Origin of the sequence: Streptomyces sp. NPDC002018 (genome assembly GCF_042890865.1) — a bacterium.
GTDB lineage: Bacteria > Actinomycetota > Actinomycetes > Streptomycetales > Streptomycetaceae > Streptomyces.
Map to the genome: position 1 here is coordinate 237,977 of NZ_JBIASO010000010.1, position 20,729 is coordinate 258,705.

Sequence of the window (20,729 nt, forward strand, 5' to 3'; positions counted from 1 at the left end):
GTTCCCGGGTGGGCCGGGCGGGCCGGTCGCGGGCCGCCCGGCCCCCGGGACCGATCAGGCGTGGACGCGCCGGACGGACACCACGTCGTAGTCCGTCTCCGGCGTCGGTTCCGTCACGTCGAAGCGGGCGTTGGGCAGATAGATACGGTCCCCGTGGACCGCGGCCGTCGTGGGAACCCGGAAGTGCTCGGGGTCGGTGATCCGTGTGATCGCCGTACCCTTCGTCCCGGCGTCGTCGAGCCGCAGTACGTCGATGGCGTTCTGCCGCTGCTGCACCACGTAGAGCGTGCGGCCGAGGAGGAGCAGTCCGTCACCGTTGGGCAGCAGGGTCGGGCCGATGTCCACCGTGCGCGCCACGCCGGTGCGGGGGTCGACCCGCATCAGACTGCCGCCGTCGGCGAAGTCGTTGACCACGAGCAGTGCCCGGCCGTCCGGTGTGGTGGTGATGCCGTTGGCGGTGATGGCCGTCCCCTGGACCCAGTCGCCGGTCAGCGGCACGGTGATGACGCGGTTTCCGGGCTCTCCCCGCCGGCCCAACGGCAGTTTGTAGAGCTGCGGTTCGAACGAGTCGGTGAACCAGGCGGCGTCGGGTGTCAGGATCACATCGTTGACCATGGTGACGTCCGTGCCCACGGTGAAGGTCTTGGTGACCGTGCCCGTACGGAGATCGGCGACCCTGATCTCGCCGCTGACCCCGCCGCTCAGGAACAGCCGGCCCCAGGCGTCGATCTTGAGCCCGATGACGGGGTGTTCAGGCCCCAGCCCCTTCACGACGACCCGGCCGTCGCCGGTCGCGAGATCGGCGCGGTAGACGTCGCCGCGCGCGATCGATCCGATATAGGCGTACGGCTTCGAGCCGATGGTGATGCCCTCGGGCCGGAAACCGTCCGGCAGGGGGAACCCGGTGGGCCATCGCCTCCCGGCGGCTCCCGTGGCGGACGCGGTGCCGCCCAGCGGGCCGAGGAGCGCCGCGCCACCGACGGCGGCGGCCGCCCCGAACAAGCTCCGGCGTGCGAAGGAACGTTGCATGATGAGCGTCCTTCCAAGAAATCGGGTACGTCCCTCACACCCCATCACACACTCCGGCCGCGCGCGGAGTTTGGCCGGATCACACACCGCGGCACGGCGCGATCGCCCTCCCCGGGCGGCTTCCGCACAAGGGAACACGGGGGCTGGTTCTGATCACACCGACAGCGGTGGCTCTCCTGCCGCCGCCCCGGGTGCCGCTGCCGCCGGTGCGTGCGGTGCGTCCGGTGCTCGTCCTTCGAGGTACTGCCCGGCGGCCTCGGCGGCCAGTGCCGTGACCTCGGCGGCGGCGCGGGCGGCACGGCCCGAGATCCGCCAGGCGACCATGCGCAGGGCGGTGGCGGGAGCGGGCGGGAAGACTCCGAGCTGGCCGAGCATGGTGATGTCGTCCCGCAGCGCCTCGTGACGGGCCACCTTGCCGTCCCGGACATCCAGGATGTGCACCTGCTCGAAGTCGATCTCGCGGCCGGTGGGAGGGATGGCCTGATCGAGCGTGCCGTCCTCGAACCGGACGAACGGACCCGTATGGCGTCCGCGCATACGGAGCCTCACCCACACCTGGTTCCCGTCCTCGATGATTCCGGTGATCGGAAAGCGCAGATCACTGAAGGCGAAACGCATCCAGGCGCCCGAGGCGAGCGTCCCCGCCGGGCCGGGAATCCGGCAGGCGGGCGGCGAGACGGCCGCTTCGCGATTGTGGTTCCCTTCGTCCACCACAGCCGCCGCAAGGCCGGAATCTCCTGTTTCGAGGATCCGGAAAAGGCCGGAGGCCAGCTCTGTCGCGTTCATCTTCCACTTCCTGTGGGATACATCGGCCGTCGGCGCCGGTCCATGGACCCGGCGGAGGCGCACACAGGACTCCGGTCCCGCCCCTCACTTTGAGGTTATCGATGCTCTATTCAAATCACAAGCGGTCACCCGCGGGGCCCCCAGTCATGAGCCCTGCGTCCCGGCCGGGCGTACATCCGCCGAGGCAGATGCACATCCGGCCGCTGTCCGGCCTGTGTGATCCCGGACCGGGATACGATCGCCCCATGACTGCCCGGCGCGCCTATGTGTCCCCTCACCGTGAGAAAGCCGCAGCTCAGACGCGCGCCCTGATCCTTCGGTGCGCGGTCGGGCTGTTCGCCGAACGCGGTTACGGGCGGGTGACGGTGGCCGATATCGCGGTTGCCGCGGGCGTCTCGGCCAAGACCGTCTTCGCGAGCACGGGCGGGAAGGCCGACATCATGAACCGGATCGTCGACGACGCCGTCAGCGCTTCGGGCCACCAGAAGGCCGTCTCCGTGGTACTGACACTGACCACAGCCGATTCCGTACTGAAGGCCCTGGCACACGGCACCCGGCTGGGCAACGAGGGCCAGTTCACCGCGCAGGAAGCGATCAACAAGGCCCTGCCCGTCCACGAGGACGGTGAAGCCCTCTGGCAGCGGGCGACCGCCGCCTATCGCGACGCGCTGCGCACGGCCGCGGACCATCTCGGCACCATCGGCGCGCTGCCGGACACCTTCTCGGTCGAGGAAGTCGCCGACATGCTGTGGCTCTGGTTCGGGCCCACCGGCTGGCGGACCCTGGTGGCGGAGAACGGCTGGTCCTGGGACCGGGCGGAGGAAGCCCTCTACCGCACCGCGCTCGCCGCCCTGACCTGAGCGCCGACCGCCTCCGCATACCCCTGCGGCCGGAAATCCCCTCGTCCGGGAATCCCGGGCCACCGGGCAACGGTAAAACGATTCCACGGGAAGCGGCTCCGAAGCGGCAATCCGTGGCCCGTTCGGCGCTGGGCCGGGAGTTCACCGGGAGGCGCCCAGGAGTTCGCCCCGAGGTCCGCGCCGAAGTTCGCGATGGAGTACGCGATGGAGTACGCGCCGGAGTTCATTCGAGCCGCGCCTCCCTCTCGTGAGCGGGCGTTATCCGCGAGGGCTCCGCAATGCGGTCGCTCGGTACGGAAAGCGTTGTCAGCGCGGGGTCCGGGGGCCGCGCGCCGTCCATTCGCGCATGGATTATGAAGACCGTATGTCGTATGGCGATCACGGCCGGAACCGGTTGCGCTCTGGGTGATGAACATGTCACAGTGCGTGAAACCGCTTGGGCCACAGGTCTGTTCACCCGGAGGGTCACATGAAATCGAGCCATACCCTCGATCGGCAAGCCGTCCACCGGAATCCGCCGCGCGCCGATCCCGTGGCCGTCGTGGGAACGGGCGCCATGGGGACCGGAATCGCACAAGTGGCCCTCCTGTCCGGCCATCCGGTCATTCTGCTGCACCGTCGTATCGCACGAGCCCGCCAGGCCCGTGAGGAAATCGAGAGACGCATTCTCCGCCTGGCCGACAAGGGGCGGATCAGTCAGGAAAACGCCTTGGAAACCGTGGCCCGGATGTCCGTCGCGGACGAGTTATCGGCGACCGGAGCAGCAGACCTGGTCATCGAATCCGTGGCCGAGGAGATGACGGTCAAATCAGCCGTCCTGTCCGGGGTGGAGAAGCACGTCGGCCCGGACACCGTCATCGCCACCAACACCTCGTCCCTCTCCGTGACAGCGCTCGCGGCCGCCCTGGACAAGCCGTCCCGGTTCGCGGGAATGCACTTCTTCAACCCCGCTCCGCTCATGGCCCTGGTCGAGGTGGTCTCCGCGCCGGCCACGGACGGGAGCACCGTCCGCCTGCTGCGGGAGACCGCCGCCCGCTGGGGGAAGACCGCAGTGCACAGCGCGGACCGGCCCGGTTTCATCGTGAACCGTGTGGCCCGCCCCTACTACGGCGAGGCCCTGCGCACGCTGGAACAGCGGGCGGCCTCACCCGCCGCCGTCGACGCCGCGCTGACCGGGTCGGGCGGCTTCGTGATGGGGCCCTGCGCTCTGATGGACCTGATCGGCCACGATGTGAACGAAGCGGTGACCCGGGGCGTGTGGAGCGGGTTCCACCACGATCCGCGCTTCACCCCCTCCCTCGTCCAGCGCAAGCTCGTGGAGGCGGGGCACCTCGGGCGCAAGACGGGTCAGGGCCTCTACGGCCACGGCCCCGGGGCGCCGCCGTCCGCGCCCGCCACCTGCGCCCCGGTGTCCGTACCGCCGCCGACACGGCTGCGGCTGCACGGCGACCCCGGGCCCGCGCGACAGCTCGTCACCGTCCTGGGCGCGGCCGGAATCACCGTGGAACGGGCCGACACCGCCCCCGGCGCTCCGACGGCGGGTGCCTTCGAGCTGCCCGACGGCACACTGCTGCGGCTGACCGACGGAGACACCGCGGCCCGGCACACGCACCGGGCCGGGCGGCCGACCGTACTGTTCGACCTCAGCCTGGACTACCACGAGGCCACCCGCGCGGTCCTCGCCATGGCCGACGGCACTCCCGGTTCTTCACGTGACACCGCCGTCGCGCTGTTCCAGGCTCTCGGCAAGGACGTCGGCCTGGTGGACGACATACCCGGGCTGCTGGTGTTCCGTACGGTCGCCATGCTCGTCAACACCGCTCTGGACGCGGCGGCCGAGGGCCTCGCCGACGCCGCGGACATCGACACCGCCATGCGTCTGGGCACCAACTACCCGCTGGGGCCCGTCGCGTGGGGCGAACGCCTGGGCTTCCCGGCCGTCCTCGCGCTGCTGGAGAACCTCAGCGCGGAGTACCAGGACGGACGTTACCGGCCCGCCCCGGCGCTGCGCCGGGCCGCTCTGCGCGGCACACCGCCCGCTTGACGACGGCACGTGGCGACGGGCCCCGGGCCGCGCCGCGCCCCGTCCCCGTACCGTCCGGCGTACCCGGTTCCGTACTCCTTCCGGGTGCGTCACCCGTATCGCAGCCCAGTCCCATCCCCTCCGCCGGCCGGTCCGGCATGCCGTCGCGCCCCCGTGCGCGCAGGAAAGGACATCACCCGTGCAGGCACTCTCCTCCCTGGCCCAGGACGTCGCGACAGCGAAGGCACAGGGGCGCTACCGGACCTATCTGAATCTGGAACGCCGCGCCGACACCGCGCCGCGCGCCGTATTGCACACCGCCGACGGGCGGAAGGACATCACCGTGTGGTGCTCCAACGACTATCTCTCGCTGAGCCATCACCCGGTGGTCATCGAGAAGGTCTCGGACGCCTTACGGACCGTGGGCCTGGGCACCGGAGGCGCGCGCAGCATCTCGGGCACCAGCACCTACCACGAGGAGCTGGAGGCCGAACTCGCCTCCCTCTACGGCAAGGAGCGGGCCCTGCTGTTCAGCACGGGGTTCACGGCCAATGACGCCACGCTGTCCGTGCTGGGCCGGCGCATCCCCGGCCTGGTCATCTTCTCCGACGAACTGAACCACGCCTCGATCATCCAGGGCATCCGCAACAGCGGTGCGCAGAAGCGCATCTTCCGCCACAACGACACCGGCCATCTGCGCAAGCTGCTGGCCGAGGCGGGCCCGGACGTGCCCAAACTGGTCGCCTTCGAGTCCCTCTACTCGATGGAGGGCGACTTCTCCCCCGTGCGGGAGATCGTCGAGATCGCGGAGGAGGCCGGTGCGCTCACCTATCTCGACGAGATCCACTCGGTGGGCATCTACGGCGCCGAGGGGTCCGGTTACGCGGAGGAGACGGGTGTCCGTGACCGGATCACCGTCTTCCAGGGCGGTTTCGGCAAGGGACTCGGCGGGGCCGGCGGCTATGTGGCGGGACCGGCCTCCGTCATCGACGGTGTGCGCACGTTCGCGTCGCCCTTCGTCTTCAGCACCTCCGCACCCGCCCCGCTGGTGGCCGGCGCCCTGGCCGCGCTGCGGCTCGTACGGCACGACTCCACACCGAGGGATCTGCTCCGGGCGCGTGCGGACGAGCTGAAGGCGGCGCTGTCCGCGCGGCGCATTCCCGTCATATCCCGGGACAGCCATGTGGTGCCGGTGCTCGTCGGAGAGCCGCACCGCAACAAGGAGGTCAGCGCCAGGCTGCTGGCCGAACACGGTATCTACGTACAGCCGGTGAACGCTCCGACCGTGCCCGAGGGCACCGAGCGGCTGCGTGTCACACCCACCTCCCGGCACACCGCCGAGGACGTCCAGGTGTTCGTCGAGGCGCTGGACGCGGTGTGGACGGCGGTCGGTCTGCCGCGCGAGGGCTGAACCGCCCGCGCCGCCCCGGGGTCCACCCCGGGGCCCGCGCCGCCCCGGGGTCCGGCCGGGCGCGCACCTGCAACACACTGAACACTCGGTGCGCCCGGAGCACCCGGAGCACAGAGAGCGCCCGGAGCACAGAAGAGCACCCGGACCGGACGGAACAGACAGAACAGATGCGACAGACAGAACCACGAAGGAATCCCGTGAAGTATTCGACCCCGCCCGTCCTGTGGCTTCTCGCGGTGGGCACGTTCGCCATCGGTACGGACGCTTTCGTCATCGCCGGTGTCCTCCCGGAGATCGCGCGCGACCTCCAGGTGTCCACGGGCGCCGCCGGGCAGCTCATCACCGTGTTCTCCCTGACGTACGCGCTCTTCGCCCCGGTCAGCGCGACCTTCACCGGATCGCTCTCACGCCGTACCGTGCTGGCCTCGGGGCTCGGGGTGTTCGTCGTCGGCAATGTGCTGTCCGCGACGGGCGACTCGTACGGCTGGGTGATGGCGGGCCGTGTCGTGGCCGCGCTCGGAGCGGCCTCGTACACCCCCCAGGCCTCCGCGGCCGCGGCGTCGCTCGTTCCCGAGGAACACCGGGGACGGGCGCTCGGCATCGTGATCGGCGGGCTGACGGTGGCCACCGCGCTCGGTGTCCCGGTCGGGACCCTGATCGGCGGCGCGGCGAGCTGGCGGGCCACCCTCTGGGCCGTCGCCGCCCTCGGGGTGGTGGCACTGCTCGGCGCCCTGCTGCTGCCGAGGCTGGCACCGGCGGGACGGCATCCGCTCGCGGTGCGTCTGTCGGGTCTGCGCAGCCCGGCCGTGCTGATCACCCTGACGGTCACCCTGCTCGCCGTCACTTCCGAGCACTTGGTCTATACCTATATCGGCCCGGTGCTCGACGATGTCACCGACGGCGGCAGCCGGCTGTCGCTGCTCCTGTTCGTCTTCGGTGTCGGCGCGGTCGCGGGCAACGCGATCGCCGGCCGGGCCACGGACCGGCTGGGCAACCGGGCCGTACTGCTGCTCGCCGTGGGCGGTATGACCCTGGACCTCGCCCTGATGCCGCTGTGGTCCCGGTCCCTCGGCGCCGCCACCCTCGCCCTGTTCGTCTGGGGCGCCACGGGATGGATGTATCTCGTACCGCAGCAGCACCGTCTGCTGTCCCTCAGCGAGGAGAGCGGCCCCTTCACCGTGGCGCTCAACAGTTCCGCGCTCTATCTGGGCATCGGCCTCGGAGGCGCCGTCGGCGGCCTCCTGGTCAATGCCTGGGGTCCCCGCACCACCGCCCTGCCCGCGTTCGTGCTCGGCGCTGTCGCCGTCGCCGTCGCGGCGGTCACGTACCAGTCCCCTTCCCGCCCAGCGCCGGAGGCTTCCAGCGATCCCGCGCGTCAAGGAGCGCCAGACGATGACTGACCTGTCCGACCTGCCCGCAGTCCTGGATCCCGTGGTGGTCACGGGAGTGGGGACCGTGCTCCCCGGTACCCGTTCCGTGTCCGAATTCTGGCAGCACATCTCGCGGGGCCGGTCCCAGATCGGGCCCCTCACCCGGTTCGACGGCCCCGCCGAGACGCTGCCGGTGCACGCGGCGGCGGAGATACACGGCTTCGACCACACCGCCCATCTGCCGGACCTCGACCCCTCGCACGCCCGTAAGTACAGCCGGGAGATCCTTGTCGCGATGTCGGCACTCGCCCAGGCCCGCGCCGACGCGGGCCTGGGGGCGGGCGACATCGAACCCCGGCGGCTCAGCGTGGTCTTCTCCTCCTCCCGCGGCCCGCTCGCCTGGTGGCAGCCCGTCATACGGGGAGAGGACCCGGCGGCGTTCGACGACAAGGGCGCCATGTTCCGTGGCCTGCCCGGTTCCCCGGCGTCGTTGTCCGCCATCCACACCGGGGCACAGGGCCTGGTCACCACCGTCAGCAACGCCTGTGTGGGCGGCCACCAGGCGATCGGGCTGGCCCTCAGGGAGCTGGCCTCGGGCAGCAGCGACGCCGTGCTGGTCGGCGGTCACGAATTCCCCATCCTGCCGGAAGTGGCCCACTGCTACCGGGCCCTGGGCCGGGGGGTGCTGTCCGCCGAGTCGGCGGACCCCACCCGCGCGGTCCGCCCCTACAGCGCCGACCGGGAGGGCTTCGCCCTCGGGGAGGGCTCCGTGGTCCTCTGCCTTGAGCGGGAGTCGACCGCGCGGGCCCGCAACGCGCGGGTGTACGCCAGGATCCTCAGCCATGCCTCGCTCAACGAGGCCGGTCACCCCACCACCATGGATCTGACCGGCAAGATCACCGCCGGGCTGGTGGTGGAGGCGCTGGAGGCGGCCGGGCGTGCGCCGGAGGACGTCGGGTACTTCTGCGGCCACGGAACCGCGACCCGCTACAACGACCTCGCCGAGAGCCGTGCCCTGCGCGCCCTCTACCCGGACCGCGGGCCCGCCGGTCTCCCCCCGATCAGCTCCAACAAGCCCATCTACGGGCATACGTTCGGTCTCGCGGGGATCATCAACGCGGCCGCCACCGCGCTGATGCTGCACCATCAGCGGCTGGCCCCCACCATCAATCTCACCACGCCCGATCCCGAGTGCGACCACGACCATGTGGCGGAGGGTGCCAGGGACACCAGCTTCGATCTGGCGGTGTCCCTGTCGTTCGCGTTCGGAAGCCAGACCTCCGTGCTGGCCATGGCGACGGCGCGGAGCTGACCACAGCGGGGTGAACTCCTCGCTTCCGGCGAGGAGTTCACCCGCCGGTCCGGTCACCCCGGGATCGTCGGGACACTCCGTACCGCCGCCGCCCCCACGGGGGCGGTCCGGGGAGAACGCGGCGCACGGATCGCGGTCGCGCCGCGAGCGGGCGAAGGAGTCCTCTTCCGCCTTGCGATGCACCGCATCCGACGCCGCTCGCTGATCCACCAGGGATGACGGGACAACCCTTAGGCTCGCCGCCATGGACAACATACCGACCACCGACACATCCACCGCCCCTGCCGCCCCGGGCCTGCTGGCCGGCAAGGTCGCCTTCGTCACCGGTGCCGGCCGCGGCATCGGCGCCGCCGCGGCGCGGCTGTTCGCCCGGGAGGGCGCCCGGGTCCTGTTAGCGGCCCGTACGGAAACCCAGCTCAAAGCGGTGACCACGGAGATACGGGCCGCGGGCGGCACCGCGGACCATGTGGTGTGCGATCTGGCCGACGCGGCCAGTGTGCGCGCCGCCGTGGACCGTGCCGTCGACCTGTACGGCCGGCTCGACGTCGCCTTCAACAACGGCGCGACGATCGTGCCGCCCGGCCCGATGGACCAGATCCGGGAGGCCGACTTCGACCACATCTACGCCGTGAACCTCAAGGGCCCGTGGCTGGCGATGGTCGCCGAGGTCGCCGCCATCCGGGCCACCGCAGGGACGGGAGCCATCGTCAACAACTCCAGCGTCGGCAGTCTGGCGGGCAACCCCGAGCTGCCCTCCTACGGCGCGATGAAACGGGCGCTCAACAGCCTCACCGAATCGGCCGCGGTGACCTACGGCCCGGAGGGCATCCGCGTCAACGCCATCGCCCCCGGCACCACCATGACCGAGATGATCCTCGCCTGGGAGGCGGAGTCACCCGGTCTCGTCGAGCGGCTCAACGCGCACACGCCGCTGCGCCGCGCCGCCGACCCCGACGAGATCGCCCAGGCCGCCGCCTGGCTCCTCAGCGACCGCTCCTCCTATGTGACCGGCACGGTCCTCCGCGTCGACGGCGGCATGCGGGCCTGAGCCGCGCCCCTGTCCGGCCCGTACCCGGCGGTGCTCCGGGTTCTGGCCGTACCGGCCCGCCGGCCCGCCGCGCCGCTCCTGGACCGGAGTCCTGGGGGCGGCGCGGACGGGCCGGCGGGGGCCGGCGGACGGGGCGGGTGCTCAGGCGTTCGCCGTGACGGTGGGGACGTTGTATCCGTCGAGCTGGACGCGCGGCCGGCCGGAGCGCAGCGCGTCGGCGGGCCAGGACAGGGTGACGGTGCGTGTCTCGTCCGGCAGCAGCCACAGGTAGTTGTCGCTGTACAGGGTCGGCAGGACCCGGTCGCCGGACGTGGCGTCCCGCAGCGAGAGACGGACCATCGCCGCGACGGAGGTGCCACGGTTGTGGATCTTCGCGGTCAGCTCACGGCGGCCGTCCGTCCGGGTCGTTTGGCCGGGGGTGACGGTGACACGGGCGGTGCGCGCCTTGTTCAGGGCCCGCATGTCCTCCGCCGTGCGGTAGCGCCAGTAGGTGTTCTCCGACAGCAGGCGGCCCCGGCTGTCGGACAGGCGCAGTCGCAGGAGGTGGAACGCCGGCAGGTCGTCGGTCCATCCCGCGGTCAGGAGCGCGGTGGTGGACGATCCGGCGAGATCGGCCTTCTCGCGGCGCTCCGGGCCCAGCCTCTTGCCGTCGAGCCCGTAGCAGGTCGCGGTGACGACGGCGTTCCGGATGGTGTCCGGTGTGTGGTTGACCGCCCTGACCCGCCAGTCGGTGGGATCGGCCTGGACGTGCAGCGTCTCGCACGACGAACGGGCCCCGTAGTAGGTGCCGTTCACATCGAAGTCGTAGTCGTACGTCTGCCACACCGTGCTGTACCACGCGGGGTGCGACATCCACAGCAGCAGTCCGCTCGCGTCGTCCCACAGCCGGGCGTTCCAGGACTCGAACATGGCCCTGGTGTTCTCGTAGTTGACGAACTGCGCCTTGCGGCAGAAGTCCTCCAGATCACGGGCCGTGTCCAGCCTGGCCTCGATCGCCGCCCGGTAGTTGTCCGGCGCCTGGTTCCCGCGGGTGCTCCAGTCGTGGTAGAACCACGAGCCGCCGATGGGCCACTCCCGCTCGTCACCGACCAGGTTGCGCATGGTCTCGGCCGTCGGGACCGTCGGCATGCCGATCTCGGTGTGGAAGCCGTAGGTCTCACCCGCGAAGGTCGACGGCGCGTAGTACCGCTCGGGCTCGACCCAGCCGTACGGGCCGCCGCCGGAGACGATCCCGCCGGCCGAGTTGTTCTGGTACAGCAGGTCCGGGGCCTCCGCGGCGACCGCGTCGCGCATCGCCGTGTTGATCGCTTCCGGCGGGTTGCCCTCGTTCGCGCCGCACCAGACCACGACACTGGGGTGGATCCGGTAGCGCCGCACGGTGTCGCGCGCCAGGCTGTTGAACGCGTCGTGGTTGGGCGGGTCCATGGCCCAGGCGTTGGGGAAGTCGTTCCAGACCAGGATGCCGTGCTCGTCGCAACTGGCGTAGAACTCCTCGCGGTTGCTGCTCGCGACCCAGTTGCGGATCATGGTGAAGTTCATGTCGCGGTGCATGCGGACGGCCGCGTCGATGCGCTCGGCCGGCATACGGCGGAGCAGTTCGTCCCATCCCCAGTTGCCGCCCCGGCAGAAGACGCGGACACCGTTGACGCTGATCTTGAGCGGGACGGTCGAGTTGTCGACGGTCTTCACATCCTGCCAGGTGTCCCCGTCGTCGGAGACCTGGATGGTGTACGACCTCGCGTACGCCGATTCCCAGACGATGGCGACGCGGTCGAAGGCGACGGACCCGCCGAGGTCGACCTGGAGCCACTGGTCGTCCTGGAAGGCCGACGACCACCGGGTGGATCCGTCCCCGTCGACCGCGTTGCCCGCGCCGTTGCCCGTCTCGTCGGACGACGACGCCGTCGCCTTCTTGCGCAGGGCGAGGTCGGTGCCGGGACGGGTGCTGTCGAGCACGGAGAGGCCCCACATCGAACAGCCCCAGCTCGTGGCCCTCTTGTGGCACTGGACGCGCAGGTACCGCGCGGTCCTGGCGGGGAATTCGGTGGTCTGGAGGCTCGCGCTGCCGCTGGTGAACGGCAGCGGTACGGCGGTGTGGTCGACCGCCGCCACCTCCGTCCAGTCGTCCCCGTCGTCGGAGATCTCCACGGCGTAGGCCGCCGCGTACGCCCGCTCCCAGGTGATGACCGCGCGGTCGAAGGTGACGGCGGAGCCGAGGTCCACCCGGACCCACTGGTCGTCCTCGTAGGAGGAGGACCAGCGCGTGCCGCTGTCCCCGTCGGTGACGTTCCCGGCCCCGTTGGCGTCGCCGTCCACGGAGGAGGCGGTGGCGGGCCTGCCGAGCGCGAGATCGCCGCCCGCGCCGGAGCTGTCGAGCACCGACAGGTTCCAGATCGAGGAGCCCCAACTGGTGGCGCGCGTGCGGCACAGGATCCGCAGGTACCGCGCCGTCCTGGTGCCGAGGTCGACGGTCTCCTCGTACGCGTCGGTCGCCGACTGGAACGTCAGGGGGACCTCGTACTCGTAGCCGAACTGCCGGATGCCGAACCGGGTGGTGCGCCGGTCGCTCTCCTGGCCGTCGGTGGTGGCCACGAGCGTGAGGTCGTGCAGGCTCGCCCGCCCGTACCCGTTGGGCCACCACAGCTCGGGGTCACGGAGGCGCAGGCGCGGGTCCGTCGCCGGGGAGAAGGTCACCTCGGCGGAGCCGCCGGCGGGCACCGTGACCGTCCGGCTGACCCGCACTCCGCCGAAGGACGCGGTCACGGTGACGCGCTTGTCGGAGCCCGCGGCGTTGCGTACGGGGACGACGACGGTCAGCTCGGCGGTCCGTGTGTCGGGCAGGTCGGGCAGCTCGGTGTCCACCCGCGGGTCACCGAGGACGGCCGCGCCGGTCGACCGGAGCCGTACATGGTTCCAGATCCCGGCGGCCCGGTCGCGGACGGCGGGCATCCAGTCCCAGCCCGACGAGGCCAGATACGTGGGTGAGTTGCGGTTCATCGTGGTCGCCCCTGCGTCCACCCAGGCAAGCCCCTCGGGGCCCTTGTCGGCGGGGCTGCCGGGGAACGGCATCGGGCTGATCCGGACCGCCAGGGCGTGGTCGTCGGACGAGCCGAGCAGCTCGGTCACGTCGTACGCGCCCCGTGCGAAGGGGAAGCTCTGAGTGGCGACCCGGGTGCCGTCGAGCCATATCTCGGCCTCGTGGTTGATGCCGTCGAACTCCAGCCAGAGGTGCCGGCCGCGGCCGGTGCGCAGGCCCCGGGGAACGGTGAAGCGACGGCGGTACCACCAGGAGTGCCGGGACAGGGCCTCCGGCACATGGAGGTTGTTGAGTCCGGCGACGGGGTCGGGAAGGTGCCCCTGGTCCACGAGGGAGGTCAGCACCGTGCCCGGTACGGTCGCCGGCAGCCAGCGGCTCGTGTCCACGGCCGTCCGGGACAGCGCGGCTCCGTCACCGCCGGCCCAGTCGTCCATGGTGAGGTCCCAGCCGGACTCCAGGGGGACGGTGCCGTCGTCGGCGACCTTCAGCGGTACGGCCTCGCGGTGCCGTGTTCCCCAGTCCGTCCAGCCGGTCGCCTCGGGACGGTGGCCGGGCGCGGTGCCGTAGACCTGGAAGCCGTTGAGTCCGAGCGGGTTGTCGTTGGACCGCTTGTGCACCGTCAGACGCACCCAGCGCGCGGTGACGGGCTTCTTGAGGGAGATCTCGACCACGCCGCCCTTGCCCGAGGACGTGCGGTGGATCTCCGTCCAGGAGTGGTGGTCCCGGGAGGTCTCGACGACGAAGTCGACGGCGCAGCTGGAGAGAATCTCGGCGCCCGTGGTCCGGTCGCGCGGATTGCCCCCGGGGGCGTCCTGGTAGGGCGGGTCGTCCGCGGTCGCCTCGAAGGTCAGACGCACCGAATCGACCTCGCAGACCGCCTGGAGATCGACGGCGATCCACTGGGGGTCCCCCTCCCCGGCACGCCATCCCGTCCCCCGGACGCCGACGGCGTCGAGCCGGTCGACCACGAACTCGCCCGGTGTGGGCGCGTAGTCGGTGGAGGAGACCGTCACGGGCCGGTAGGCGGCGAGTTCACCCTTGGGCCGGGCCCCGGAGGAGCCGTGGGCCGCCGCGTGGGCGGTGGCCGGCAGGGCCATTCCCAGACCGAATCCGGCCAGCAGGGTGGAGCCCGTGCTGAGGACCGTACGACGTGACGGCTGTGCGGGTGGGGCAGACATCAACAGAGGCTCCGATCAGGCATGCTTCGGCGGAGAGAGGAATCAGCAACCAGATGACAACGATGTCAGATCGTGGGCTCGGCGGGAGTGGCCTGTCAAGGGGCGTGCAGACCTTCCGTGCGGAAAGCTCGCGGAAAGGCGATTCCGGACAGGGGCGCCATGGCTGTTCATCGTCGGCGCCGGAGGATTCCGGGAACGCCGGGGAGTGGTCCAGGATCCCGCTTCCGGCGTATCCTCCGCGGTGGCGAGATCTCGACGGCCGCTGCGCCGACATGACGCGCGCGGCACCCTTGGACGAGGGCGCGGGACGGGTACGGACGCGGGGACGGGTACGGAGGCGGAGGGCGGGTTACGGAGGCGGAGTTGGGGGGGCGGTACGGGGCGCGGCCGGGGCCGGGGCCTCAGACCTTCTCGCTCCTTTCGGCGCGTTCCGCGCCGAAAGCCCGGTGGACGCCGAAGGCCTGAAGGAAGGTGTGGACGGCGGCGCGGGTGACGTCCCACAGTTCGGCATCGCCGATGGGACGCGTCCCCATCCGGGACCGGGCCTCCATGGGGCCCGTCAGCAGAGCCATGAACTGTTCGGCCGCCTGGGCCGGGTCCGTGACACCCAGTCGGCCCGCCAGAGCGAGCCGGGCCAGCCGGTCGGCCAGCGCCTCGTTGAGCCGGTGCGGACCGCTCTCCGTGACGATGTCGACGGCGTCGGGAAAGGCGGTGATCTCCGAGTAGAGCAGCCGTCGCAGCGCGCACGAGCGCTCGTCGCAGTGGAGGCGGAGCAGCCCGTGGCCGACCTCCTCCAGGGTGACGCGCAGTTCGTCGTCCGGTGCGAGGAGCGGTTCGAGCGCGGCCAGTCTCTCCTTGAGCGCCGCCTGGGCCGCCGCGTCCATCGCGTGCCGGAACAGAGTGGCCTTGTCGCGGAGGTGGTTGTACACCGTGGGCTTGGCCACGCCCGCCTCGTCCGCGATCTCCTGGACGCACGCCTTGGCATACCCCCGCCGGGCGAACACGGTGAACGCGCCCTCAAGGATCGCCTGCCGCTTGTCGATCCGCCCTCGCGATGTGGTCACGGTGCCAAGTTTACCCGCGAGTTCAACAGCCTGGACGTGCGGGGCCCGGATGCGTACAGACCCGCCGCGCCCGGGGGGAACGGGCGCGGCGGGTGTCAGCGGTGGGATGCCACCGGTGTGGCGGGGACGACAGGCGGCCGGGACATATGGCCGGGCGGAAGCGTCAGAAGCTCAGGCTCCATCGGTCCAGGTAGCCGGGGGCGTTGTCGAAGATGCCGGGGGTGGCGTCCTGGATCCGCAGTGTCCAGGTGCCGTTGGCGGGAACGGCCGAGGCGTCGACGGTGTAGGTCGCGTGCAGCTCCGTCCCGGTGTCCCAGACGAACCCCTTGACCGGGATCACCGTGCCGTCCTCGCTGATCAGATCGATGATCTGGCCGCCGATGAAGCCGTGGACGAGATCGACCGTGATCTGGAGATCGCCGGGGGCGTCGCCCTCCCGGCCGGAGACGACGAGCGGCGCCTCGATGGTGGCCCAGGGCGCGAGTTCGTATCTGGTGAGGTTGACGAAATGGTCGCCGCCGGAGGCCACGGCCGTCCAGTCGAAGGGCAGCGTGATCGATTCGGCCGCCGAGTTCGTGAGGGTGACGGCTGTCCGGTAGGTGCCGGCCGTGGTGGGGGTTCCGCTGATCAGACCGGTGGCGGTGTCGATCGTCAGACCGGTCGGCAGGCCGGTGGCGGAGTACGTCAGACCGCCCGGCCGGGTGCTCGTCGCCTGGATCCGCAGAGTGGTCGGCTGACCGACGGCGATATCGCGGGGAGCCGGTGTCTTCGCCGCGATGTGGTTGACGAAGCGGTCGCCGACGTTCACGGCCGCCCAGGCGTTGCCGACGGTTTCGTACGCCTCGCTGGACGTGCCGAAGAGGTCGGCCGCCGCCTGGAGGGTGGCGACGCGGGCGCCCGCGTAGTCGGTGCGGGAGGTCATGTAGAGCGTCAGCGCCCGGTACCAGACGTTGGTGGCGTTGTGCAGGCCGAGGGCCCGGACCGGCTTGTTGTCGTAGGTGGGGCTGTCGTACGCCACACCGTTGACGGTCTTCCTGCCGCTGCCCTCGGCGAGCAGGTAGAAGAAGTGGTTCGCGATGCCCGAGCTGAAGTGCGGGTCGAGCTTGTCGGTCCCGGACGTCCAGTAGTCCTGGGACGTGCCCAGCTCGTAGGCGTCCTTGGAGGGCTGGTCCATGTACCGCATCGCCGCGCCGTTGGGGCGCCGGCCGATCCGTTCGCCGACCTGGTAGTCCGGCACGTCGTTCGGGTTGTCGGTGAAGAACTCCACGGCGGCGGCCATGATGTCGCTGGTGGCCTCGTTCAGGCCACCGGACTCACCCTCGTAGGCGAGGTCGGCGGTCGCGGAGGTGACGCCGTGGGTCATCTCGTGGGCAGCGATGTCGAGCGACGTCAGCGGTTTGACGTTGCCTTCCCCGTCGCCGTAGGTCATGCAGAAGCAGTCGTCGCTCCAGAAGGCGTTGGTGTAGTTCTGGCCGTAGTGGACGTTGGAGTAGGCGCCGATACCGTCGTTGGCTATGCCGTTGCGGCCGAACCGGTCGTGGTAGAAGTCCCATGTCTTGCGCGCGCCGTAGGCGGCGTCCACCGCGGCCGTCTGGCGGTCGGCCGTCGTCCCGTCACCCCAGATGTCGTCGGTGTCGGTCAGCAGGACGCTGTTCCCCGACCCCGCCTGGTTGAGGTCGTACACCGTGTGCCCGCCGCGCTGGGTGTCCCTGAGCTGGAAGAGGTCACCGTCGCGTACGGAGCCGATCTGGACCTCACCGCTGAACTGGCCCTTCCCCACACCGGCGTGGATCTCCTCGAAGTTCTGGAGTTCCGCCCCGGTCCTGGCGTCGGTGACGACGTGCAGCTCGCTGGGGGTGCCGTCCTCCTGTACGCCGGCCACGACGGATTCCCAGGCGAGGGTGGACGCGCCGTCCTCCGCCCAGACGACCAGCCTGGGCGCTCCGTCGGGGGCGGCCTTGTCCGTCCTCTCCGACTCCGCGGCGGCCAGGGCCGACTTCTTCGCCGTCGCGGCCGGCACCGCGGCCTTGGTCGTCGGCACGGAGATCGCCTTCGCGGACGCCTTGGTGACGGTGCGGCGTGCGGCGGTGCCGTCGGCGGAATGGGGCCGCTCGTGGACCACCAGGTCACCGCCGAGCACCGGCAGTCCCGCGAAAGTGCGCTCATAGCGGGTGTGCACGGTGCCGTCGACGTCCTTGACGACGTCCTTCGGTATCAGCTTCTCCTGATCGCCCAGTTCGAGCGAACGGGCGGTGGCCGCGGCGGCGCCGGCGGCCTCCTTGAGCAGCTTCTCCCGCCGTGCGGGGGAGAGTTCGACGGCCGCGGCGCCGGCTCTCGGTTCCGCCGCGACCGTACGTGGCACATGATCCGGGCCGACCGGAGCGGCGACGGCGCCCGTCACGGGGAGGACCGATACGACAAGGGAGGCCATGGCCACGGCGGCGATCGCCGCCAGGCGCCCGCGTACGGCGGTGCCGGGCGAGGGACGGGGTGCGGGGTGCGGGACGACCGCGCTGGTACGGAAACTGTTCGTCATTCCTGCGACTCCTTCTGTCCGGCTCGCGTGCTGACGGGCCGGCGGGGAAGCGGGGCGAGCGGGGGCAAGCCGACGACACCGGGGGCGGGAGGGTGCCCTCGATGGGGGGATGTACGGGGGGGGTGAGGGATAAGAGATGAGCCGAGTGAGGCCCCTGCGACGCGCAGATCGTTTCAGTAGACACTCAGATTGTCATCAGAGCGGAGATCATTGTCCGAAAGCCGGTCAGCCGTTCGCGACCGAACAGCTTTCACCTGCCATGGATCACATGGGCATTTACACAACGGCAACACCGCGCTAACCAGCCACCTTGGCCAATTCCCGCCCCTGCCCCGGGAGATGGGGGGCCGCTCCTGCCGCCGGTCCCGGTCTGGCCCGCTGCCCCAAGAGCAGGCAAAAACGCGGCCTCACGGATGGGCCGGGGAAACGATGCGCGGGGATCCGCCCGCCCCGGACGGGGCGGGCCGCGACGGATCCGGGGCGGCCGGGGCGGCACGGGTGGCTCGGGCGCCGGGAGCGGTGGGGCCGGCCGGGGTGGGCAAGACGAAGCTGGCGTTGCAGGCCGCCCACCAGGCGCCGGGAGGGCCGCCGCGGCCCGTGACCCCCTCTTCCCCCGCCTCCCCCAGGCCTCCCCCCAGGCCTCCACATCGGAAATGACCCTTATGTCCGTCGTGTGACATCCTTATATCTGTTCACGCCTCGCGACCGCACGACGCTGCCGATATCCGTACGCGGCAAGCCCAGCGAACAGGGACTGGGCAGAACAGGGACTGAGTAGTTGTATGCACCAATCCAGTGGCACGGGGGGCCACTCCTGGGGAGGAGCGTTCCCCGCGCTTGCCCTGGTGGACGCCGCCGGAACGATCATCGGCTGGTCGGCGAGCGCGGAACGCCTTCTCGGCCACTCGGCCGCCGAGGTCACCGGGCGCCCGGCGGCCGATCTTCTCGCCACCGGCCTCCTGGCCGCCTGCGATTCCCGGGGTATCGCCGCATGGGCCCGGCAGCCCTCGGGCACGGGGTACTGGTCGGGCCCGGTCGACGTACGCCGCCGCACGGGCGGCCGGAGCGGCGGCCACGGGAGCGGAACCAGGCGCAGGAGCGGGGACAGCAGCGGCAGGAACGCCGGTGTCCCGGCCGGCGGCGACCCGAGGGGCGGCGACCATGTCGTCCTCCTCGTCGAGGCCTCCCGTATACGCGGGCCGAAGTCGCAGGACATCTGGCTCCTGTCCGCCGTGCCGCTCAGACCGGGGACGACGCCCGCCGCCCTTTCCGGGCCCGCCCTGGAATCCGTGCTGGAGACGTCCCCGCTCGCCATCCGGCTCTGGGACCGGGATCTGCGGTGTGTCTGGCTGAACCGGGCGGCCCAGCAGTTCCCCGGGTCCGCACCCGGGGAACTGCTGGGCCGCACCGTACGGGAGATCATGCCCGGCTTCGACGCCGGGGCCGTGGAGGGGGCGATGCGGCGGGTCCTGCGGGACGGCACCCCGATCGTGGACCAGGAGTTCCGCAGGACCGAACGGGACGGTACCGAGGACCGTGTCGAGTCCACCGCCGTGTTCACCCTCGACGCCCCCGACGGGCAGCCGCTCGCGGTGTGCTCCCTCGCGCTGGACATCAGCCGCAGCAAGGCACGGGAGCGCCTGGCCCTGCTGAGCGAGGCCAGCACCCGGGTCGGCAGCACCCTCGACGTGATGGTCACGGCCCAGGAGCTGGCGAGTCTGGCCGTGCCCCGCATGGCCGACTACATCACCGTCGACCTCGACGAGGCGGTGCTCCCGAGCGACATGCCACTGGAGCGGCTGCCGCCCTCGGGAAAGCGTGTCCCCGTCTTCCGGCGCGCGGGGGCGGAGTCGATCCACCCGGACCTCCGCGAGGCCCTGTGGCAGCGCGGCCAGGTCGTCTTCGTCCCGCCGTCCTCCCCGTTCACCCGGGTCCAGCAGTCGGGCAGCTCGCACTTCGAGCCCGTCCTCGACACCTCACCGGGCACCTGGCTCGACCAGGACCCGGACCGGGCGAGGGTCATCCACGACACCGGTATGCACTCCCTGATGATCACGGCGCTGCGGGCCCGCGGGGAGATCCTGGGCATCGCCGTGTTCGTACGGACCGAGAACCTCGTCCCCTTCACGGAGGACGACCTCGTCCTCGCCGAGGAGCTGGCCGCCCGTGCCGCGCTCAGCCTGGACAACGCACGCCGGTACACCCGGGAGCGCACCGCGGCGGTCGCCCTCCAGCGCGACCTGCTGCCCCGGCGGCTCGACGCGGGGCCCGCCGTGGAGCTGGCGTACCGCTATCTCCCGTCCGCCGTCCAGGAGAGCGTCGGGGGCGACTGGTTCGACGCCGTCCCCCTGTCCGGATCGCGGGTCGCCCTCGTCGTCGGTGATGTGGTCGGGCACGGTGTGGACGCCGCCGCCACCATGGGACGTCTGCGGATCGCCGTACGGACCCTGGCCCATATGGACCTGCCCCCCGACCGGCTGCTGACCCATCTCGACGAGGTCGTCGTCCACCTCATGGAGGAGGACACGGGCGAGGACGACGCCGTGCTGGGCCCCATGACCGCCACCTGTCTGTACGCCGTCTACGACCCCGCGACCCGGCGGTGCAGCATGTCCGGCGCGGGCCACCCGCCGCCCGCGGTCATCGCGCCCGGCGGCAGGGCCGGCTTCGTCCCCCTGCCCGGCGGCGCGCCCATCGGCCTGGGACTGGGGTCCTTCGAGACGGTGGACCTCACACTCGACACGGGCACGGTCCTCGCCTTCTACACCGACGGCCTGGTCGAGCGCCGCGGCGCGGACATCGATTCCGGCCTGGACCGCCTCGCCGCCGCCCTCACGCCCGGCCTGGCACCCCTGGACGACCTGTGCACCACGGTCATCGACGCCCTCGTGGGCGACGGGCCGGCCGAGGACGACATCGCCCTCCTGCTCGCCCGTACCCACGCCTGACACCTGACAGGCGCCGGGGAGGGGTACGGCGGAAGGCCTACGCCGGGGATACGCCTCTCGCTCCGGCGTGCTTTCCTGATCCTGAGCCGGCGGGTCTCCGGCGGGTCTCGGGTGGGTCTCCGAGGGA

12 protein-coding genes are annotated in these 20,729 nt (G+C 71.2%); 7 read left to right on the forward strand and 5 right to left on the reverse strand.

Annotated elements, in window-relative coordinates:
• Positions 1–54 precede the first annotated feature (54 nt).
• On the reverse strand, positions 55–1,029 hold the full coding sequence (locus tag ACFYYH_RS19180; protein ID WP_388552072.1) for a superoxide dismutase: 975 nt from the start codon (positions 1,027–1,029) through the stop codon (positions 55–57).
• Between the two features lie 153 nt (positions 1,030–1,182).
• Positions 1,183–1,815: an ester cyclase gene (locus ACFYYH_RS19185; protein ID WP_388552074.1), complete on the reverse strand. Its 633-nt coding sequence runs from the start codon at positions 1,813–1,815 to the stop codon at positions 1,183–1,185.
• A gap of 245 nt (positions 1,816–2,060) precedes the next feature.
• Here ACFYYH_RS19185 and ACFYYH_RS19190 point away from each other — a divergent pair, with 245 nt between their 5' ends.
• From ACFYYH_RS19190 to ACFYYH_RS19215, 6 genes are all read left to right on the forward strand, one after another.
• A complete protein-coding gene (locus tag ACFYYH_RS19190) occupies positions 2,061–2,675 on the forward strand; it encodes a TetR/AcrR family transcriptional regulator (protein ID WP_388552076.1) in 615 nt (204 codons plus the stop codon).
• 469 nt (positions 2,676–3,144) lie between these two features.
• Entirely contained in the window at positions 3,145–4,719 is a 1,575-nt protein-coding gene (locus ACFYYH_RS19195; RefSeq protein ID WP_388552078.1) for a 3-hydroxyacyl-CoA dehydrogenase, read from the forward strand.
• Positions 4,720–4,897: 178 nt separating this feature from the next.
• Positions 4,898–6,109 carry a 5-aminolevulinate synthase gene (gene hemA / locus ACFYYH_RS19200; protein ID WP_388552080.1) on the forward strand — a complete coding sequence of 404 codons (1,212 nt, stop codon included), beginning with the start codon at positions 4,898–4,900 and terminating at the stop codon, positions 6,107–6,109.
• 197 nt (positions 6,110–6,306) lie between these two features.
• Positions 6,307–7,509, forward strand: coding sequence for an MFS transporter (locus ACFYYH_RS19205; protein WP_388552082.1), 1,203 nt, complete (start codon positions 6,307–6,309; stop codon positions 7,507–7,509).
• Complete coding sequence (locus ACFYYH_RS19210) at positions 7,502–8,791, forward strand: beta-ketoacyl-[acyl-carrier-protein] synthase family protein (protein ID WP_388552084.1); 1,290 nt, start codon at positions 7,502–7,504, stop codon at positions 8,789–8,791. The genes ACFYYH_RS19205 and ACFYYH_RS19210 overlap by 8 nt, the downstream gene beginning before the upstream one ends.
• 244 nt (positions 8,792–9,035) lie before the next feature.
• Positions 9,036–9,839, forward strand: coding sequence for an SDR family NAD(P)-dependent oxidoreductase (locus tag ACFYYH_RS19215; protein ID WP_388552086.1), 804 nt, complete (start codon positions 9,036–9,038; stop codon positions 9,837–9,839).
• 141 nt (positions 9,840–9,980) lie between these two features.
• On the opposite strand, the gene ACFYYH_RS19220 is transcribed toward ACFYYH_RS19215, so the two are convergent.
• From ACFYYH_RS19220 to ACFYYH_RS19230, 3 genes are all read right to left on the reverse strand, one after another.
• Positions 9,981–14,054 carry a discoidin domain-containing protein gene (locus tag ACFYYH_RS19220; protein ID WP_388552088.1) on the reverse strand — a complete coding sequence of 1,358 codons (4,074 nt, stop codon included), beginning with the start codon at positions 14,052–14,054 and terminating at the stop codon, positions 9,981–9,983.
• Positions 14,055–14,455: 401 nt separating this feature from the next.
• Complete coding sequence (locus tag ACFYYH_RS19225) at positions 14,456–15,118, reverse strand: TetR/AcrR family transcriptional regulator (protein ID WP_388552090.1); 663 nt, start codon at positions 15,116–15,118, stop codon at positions 14,456–14,458.
• A gap of 163 nt (positions 15,119–15,281) precedes the next feature.
• Positions 15,282–17,654 carry a M4 family metallopeptidase gene (locus tag ACFYYH_RS19230; RefSeq protein ID WP_388552092.1) on the reverse strand — a complete coding sequence of 791 codons (2,373 nt, stop codon included), beginning with the start codon at positions 17,652–17,654 and terminating at the stop codon, positions 15,282–15,284.
• A gap of 782 nt (positions 17,655–18,436) precedes the next feature.
• On the opposite strand from ACFYYH_RS19230, the gene ACFYYH_RS19235 reads away from it, so the two are divergent.
• A complete protein-coding gene (locus ACFYYH_RS19235; protein WP_388552093.1) occupies positions 18,437–20,602 on the forward strand; it encodes a SpoIIE family protein phosphatase in 2,166 nt (721 codons plus the stop codon).
• Positions 20,603–20,729: the final 127 nt, after the last annotated feature.

Bases quoted from the DNA above. Each gene is read 5' to 3' on its own strand.
- ACFYYH_RS19180 (WP_388552072.1), bottom strand. From the start codon at position 1,029: ATGCAACGTTCCTTCGCACGCCGGAGCTTGTTCGGGGCGGCCGCCGCC.
- ACFYYH_RS19185 (WP_388552074.1), bottom strand. From the start codon at position 1,815: ATGAACGCGACAGAGCTGGCCTCCGGCCTTTTCCGGATCCTCGAAACA.
- ACFYYH_RS19190 (WP_388552076.1), top strand. From the start codon at position 2,061: ATGACTGCCCGGCGCGCCTATGTGTCCCCTCACCGTGAGAAAGCCGCA.
- ACFYYH_RS19195 (WP_388552078.1), top strand. From the start codon at position 3,145: ATGAAATCGAGCCATACCCTCGATCGGCAAGCCGTCCACCGGAATCCG.
- ACFYYH_RS19210 (WP_388552084.1), top strand. From the start codon at position 7,502: ATGACTGACCTGTCCGACCTGCCCGCAGTCCTGGATCCCGTGGTGGTC.
- ACFYYH_RS19215 (WP_388552086.1), top strand. From the start codon at position 9,036: ATGGACAACATACCGACCACCGACACATCCACCGCCCCTGCCGCCCCG.
- ACFYYH_RS19220 (WP_388552088.1), bottom strand. From the start codon at position 14,054: ATGTCTGCCCCACCCGCACAGCCGTCACGTCGTACGGTCCTCAGCACG.
- ACFYYH_RS19230 (WP_388552092.1), bottom strand. From the start codon at position 17,654: ATGACGAACAGTTTCCGTACCAGCGCGGTCGTCCCGCACCCCGCACCC.
- ACFYYH_RS19235 (WP_388552093.1), top strand. From the start codon at position 18,437: ATGCACCAATCCAGTGGCACGGGGGGCCACTCCTGGGGAGGAGCGTTC.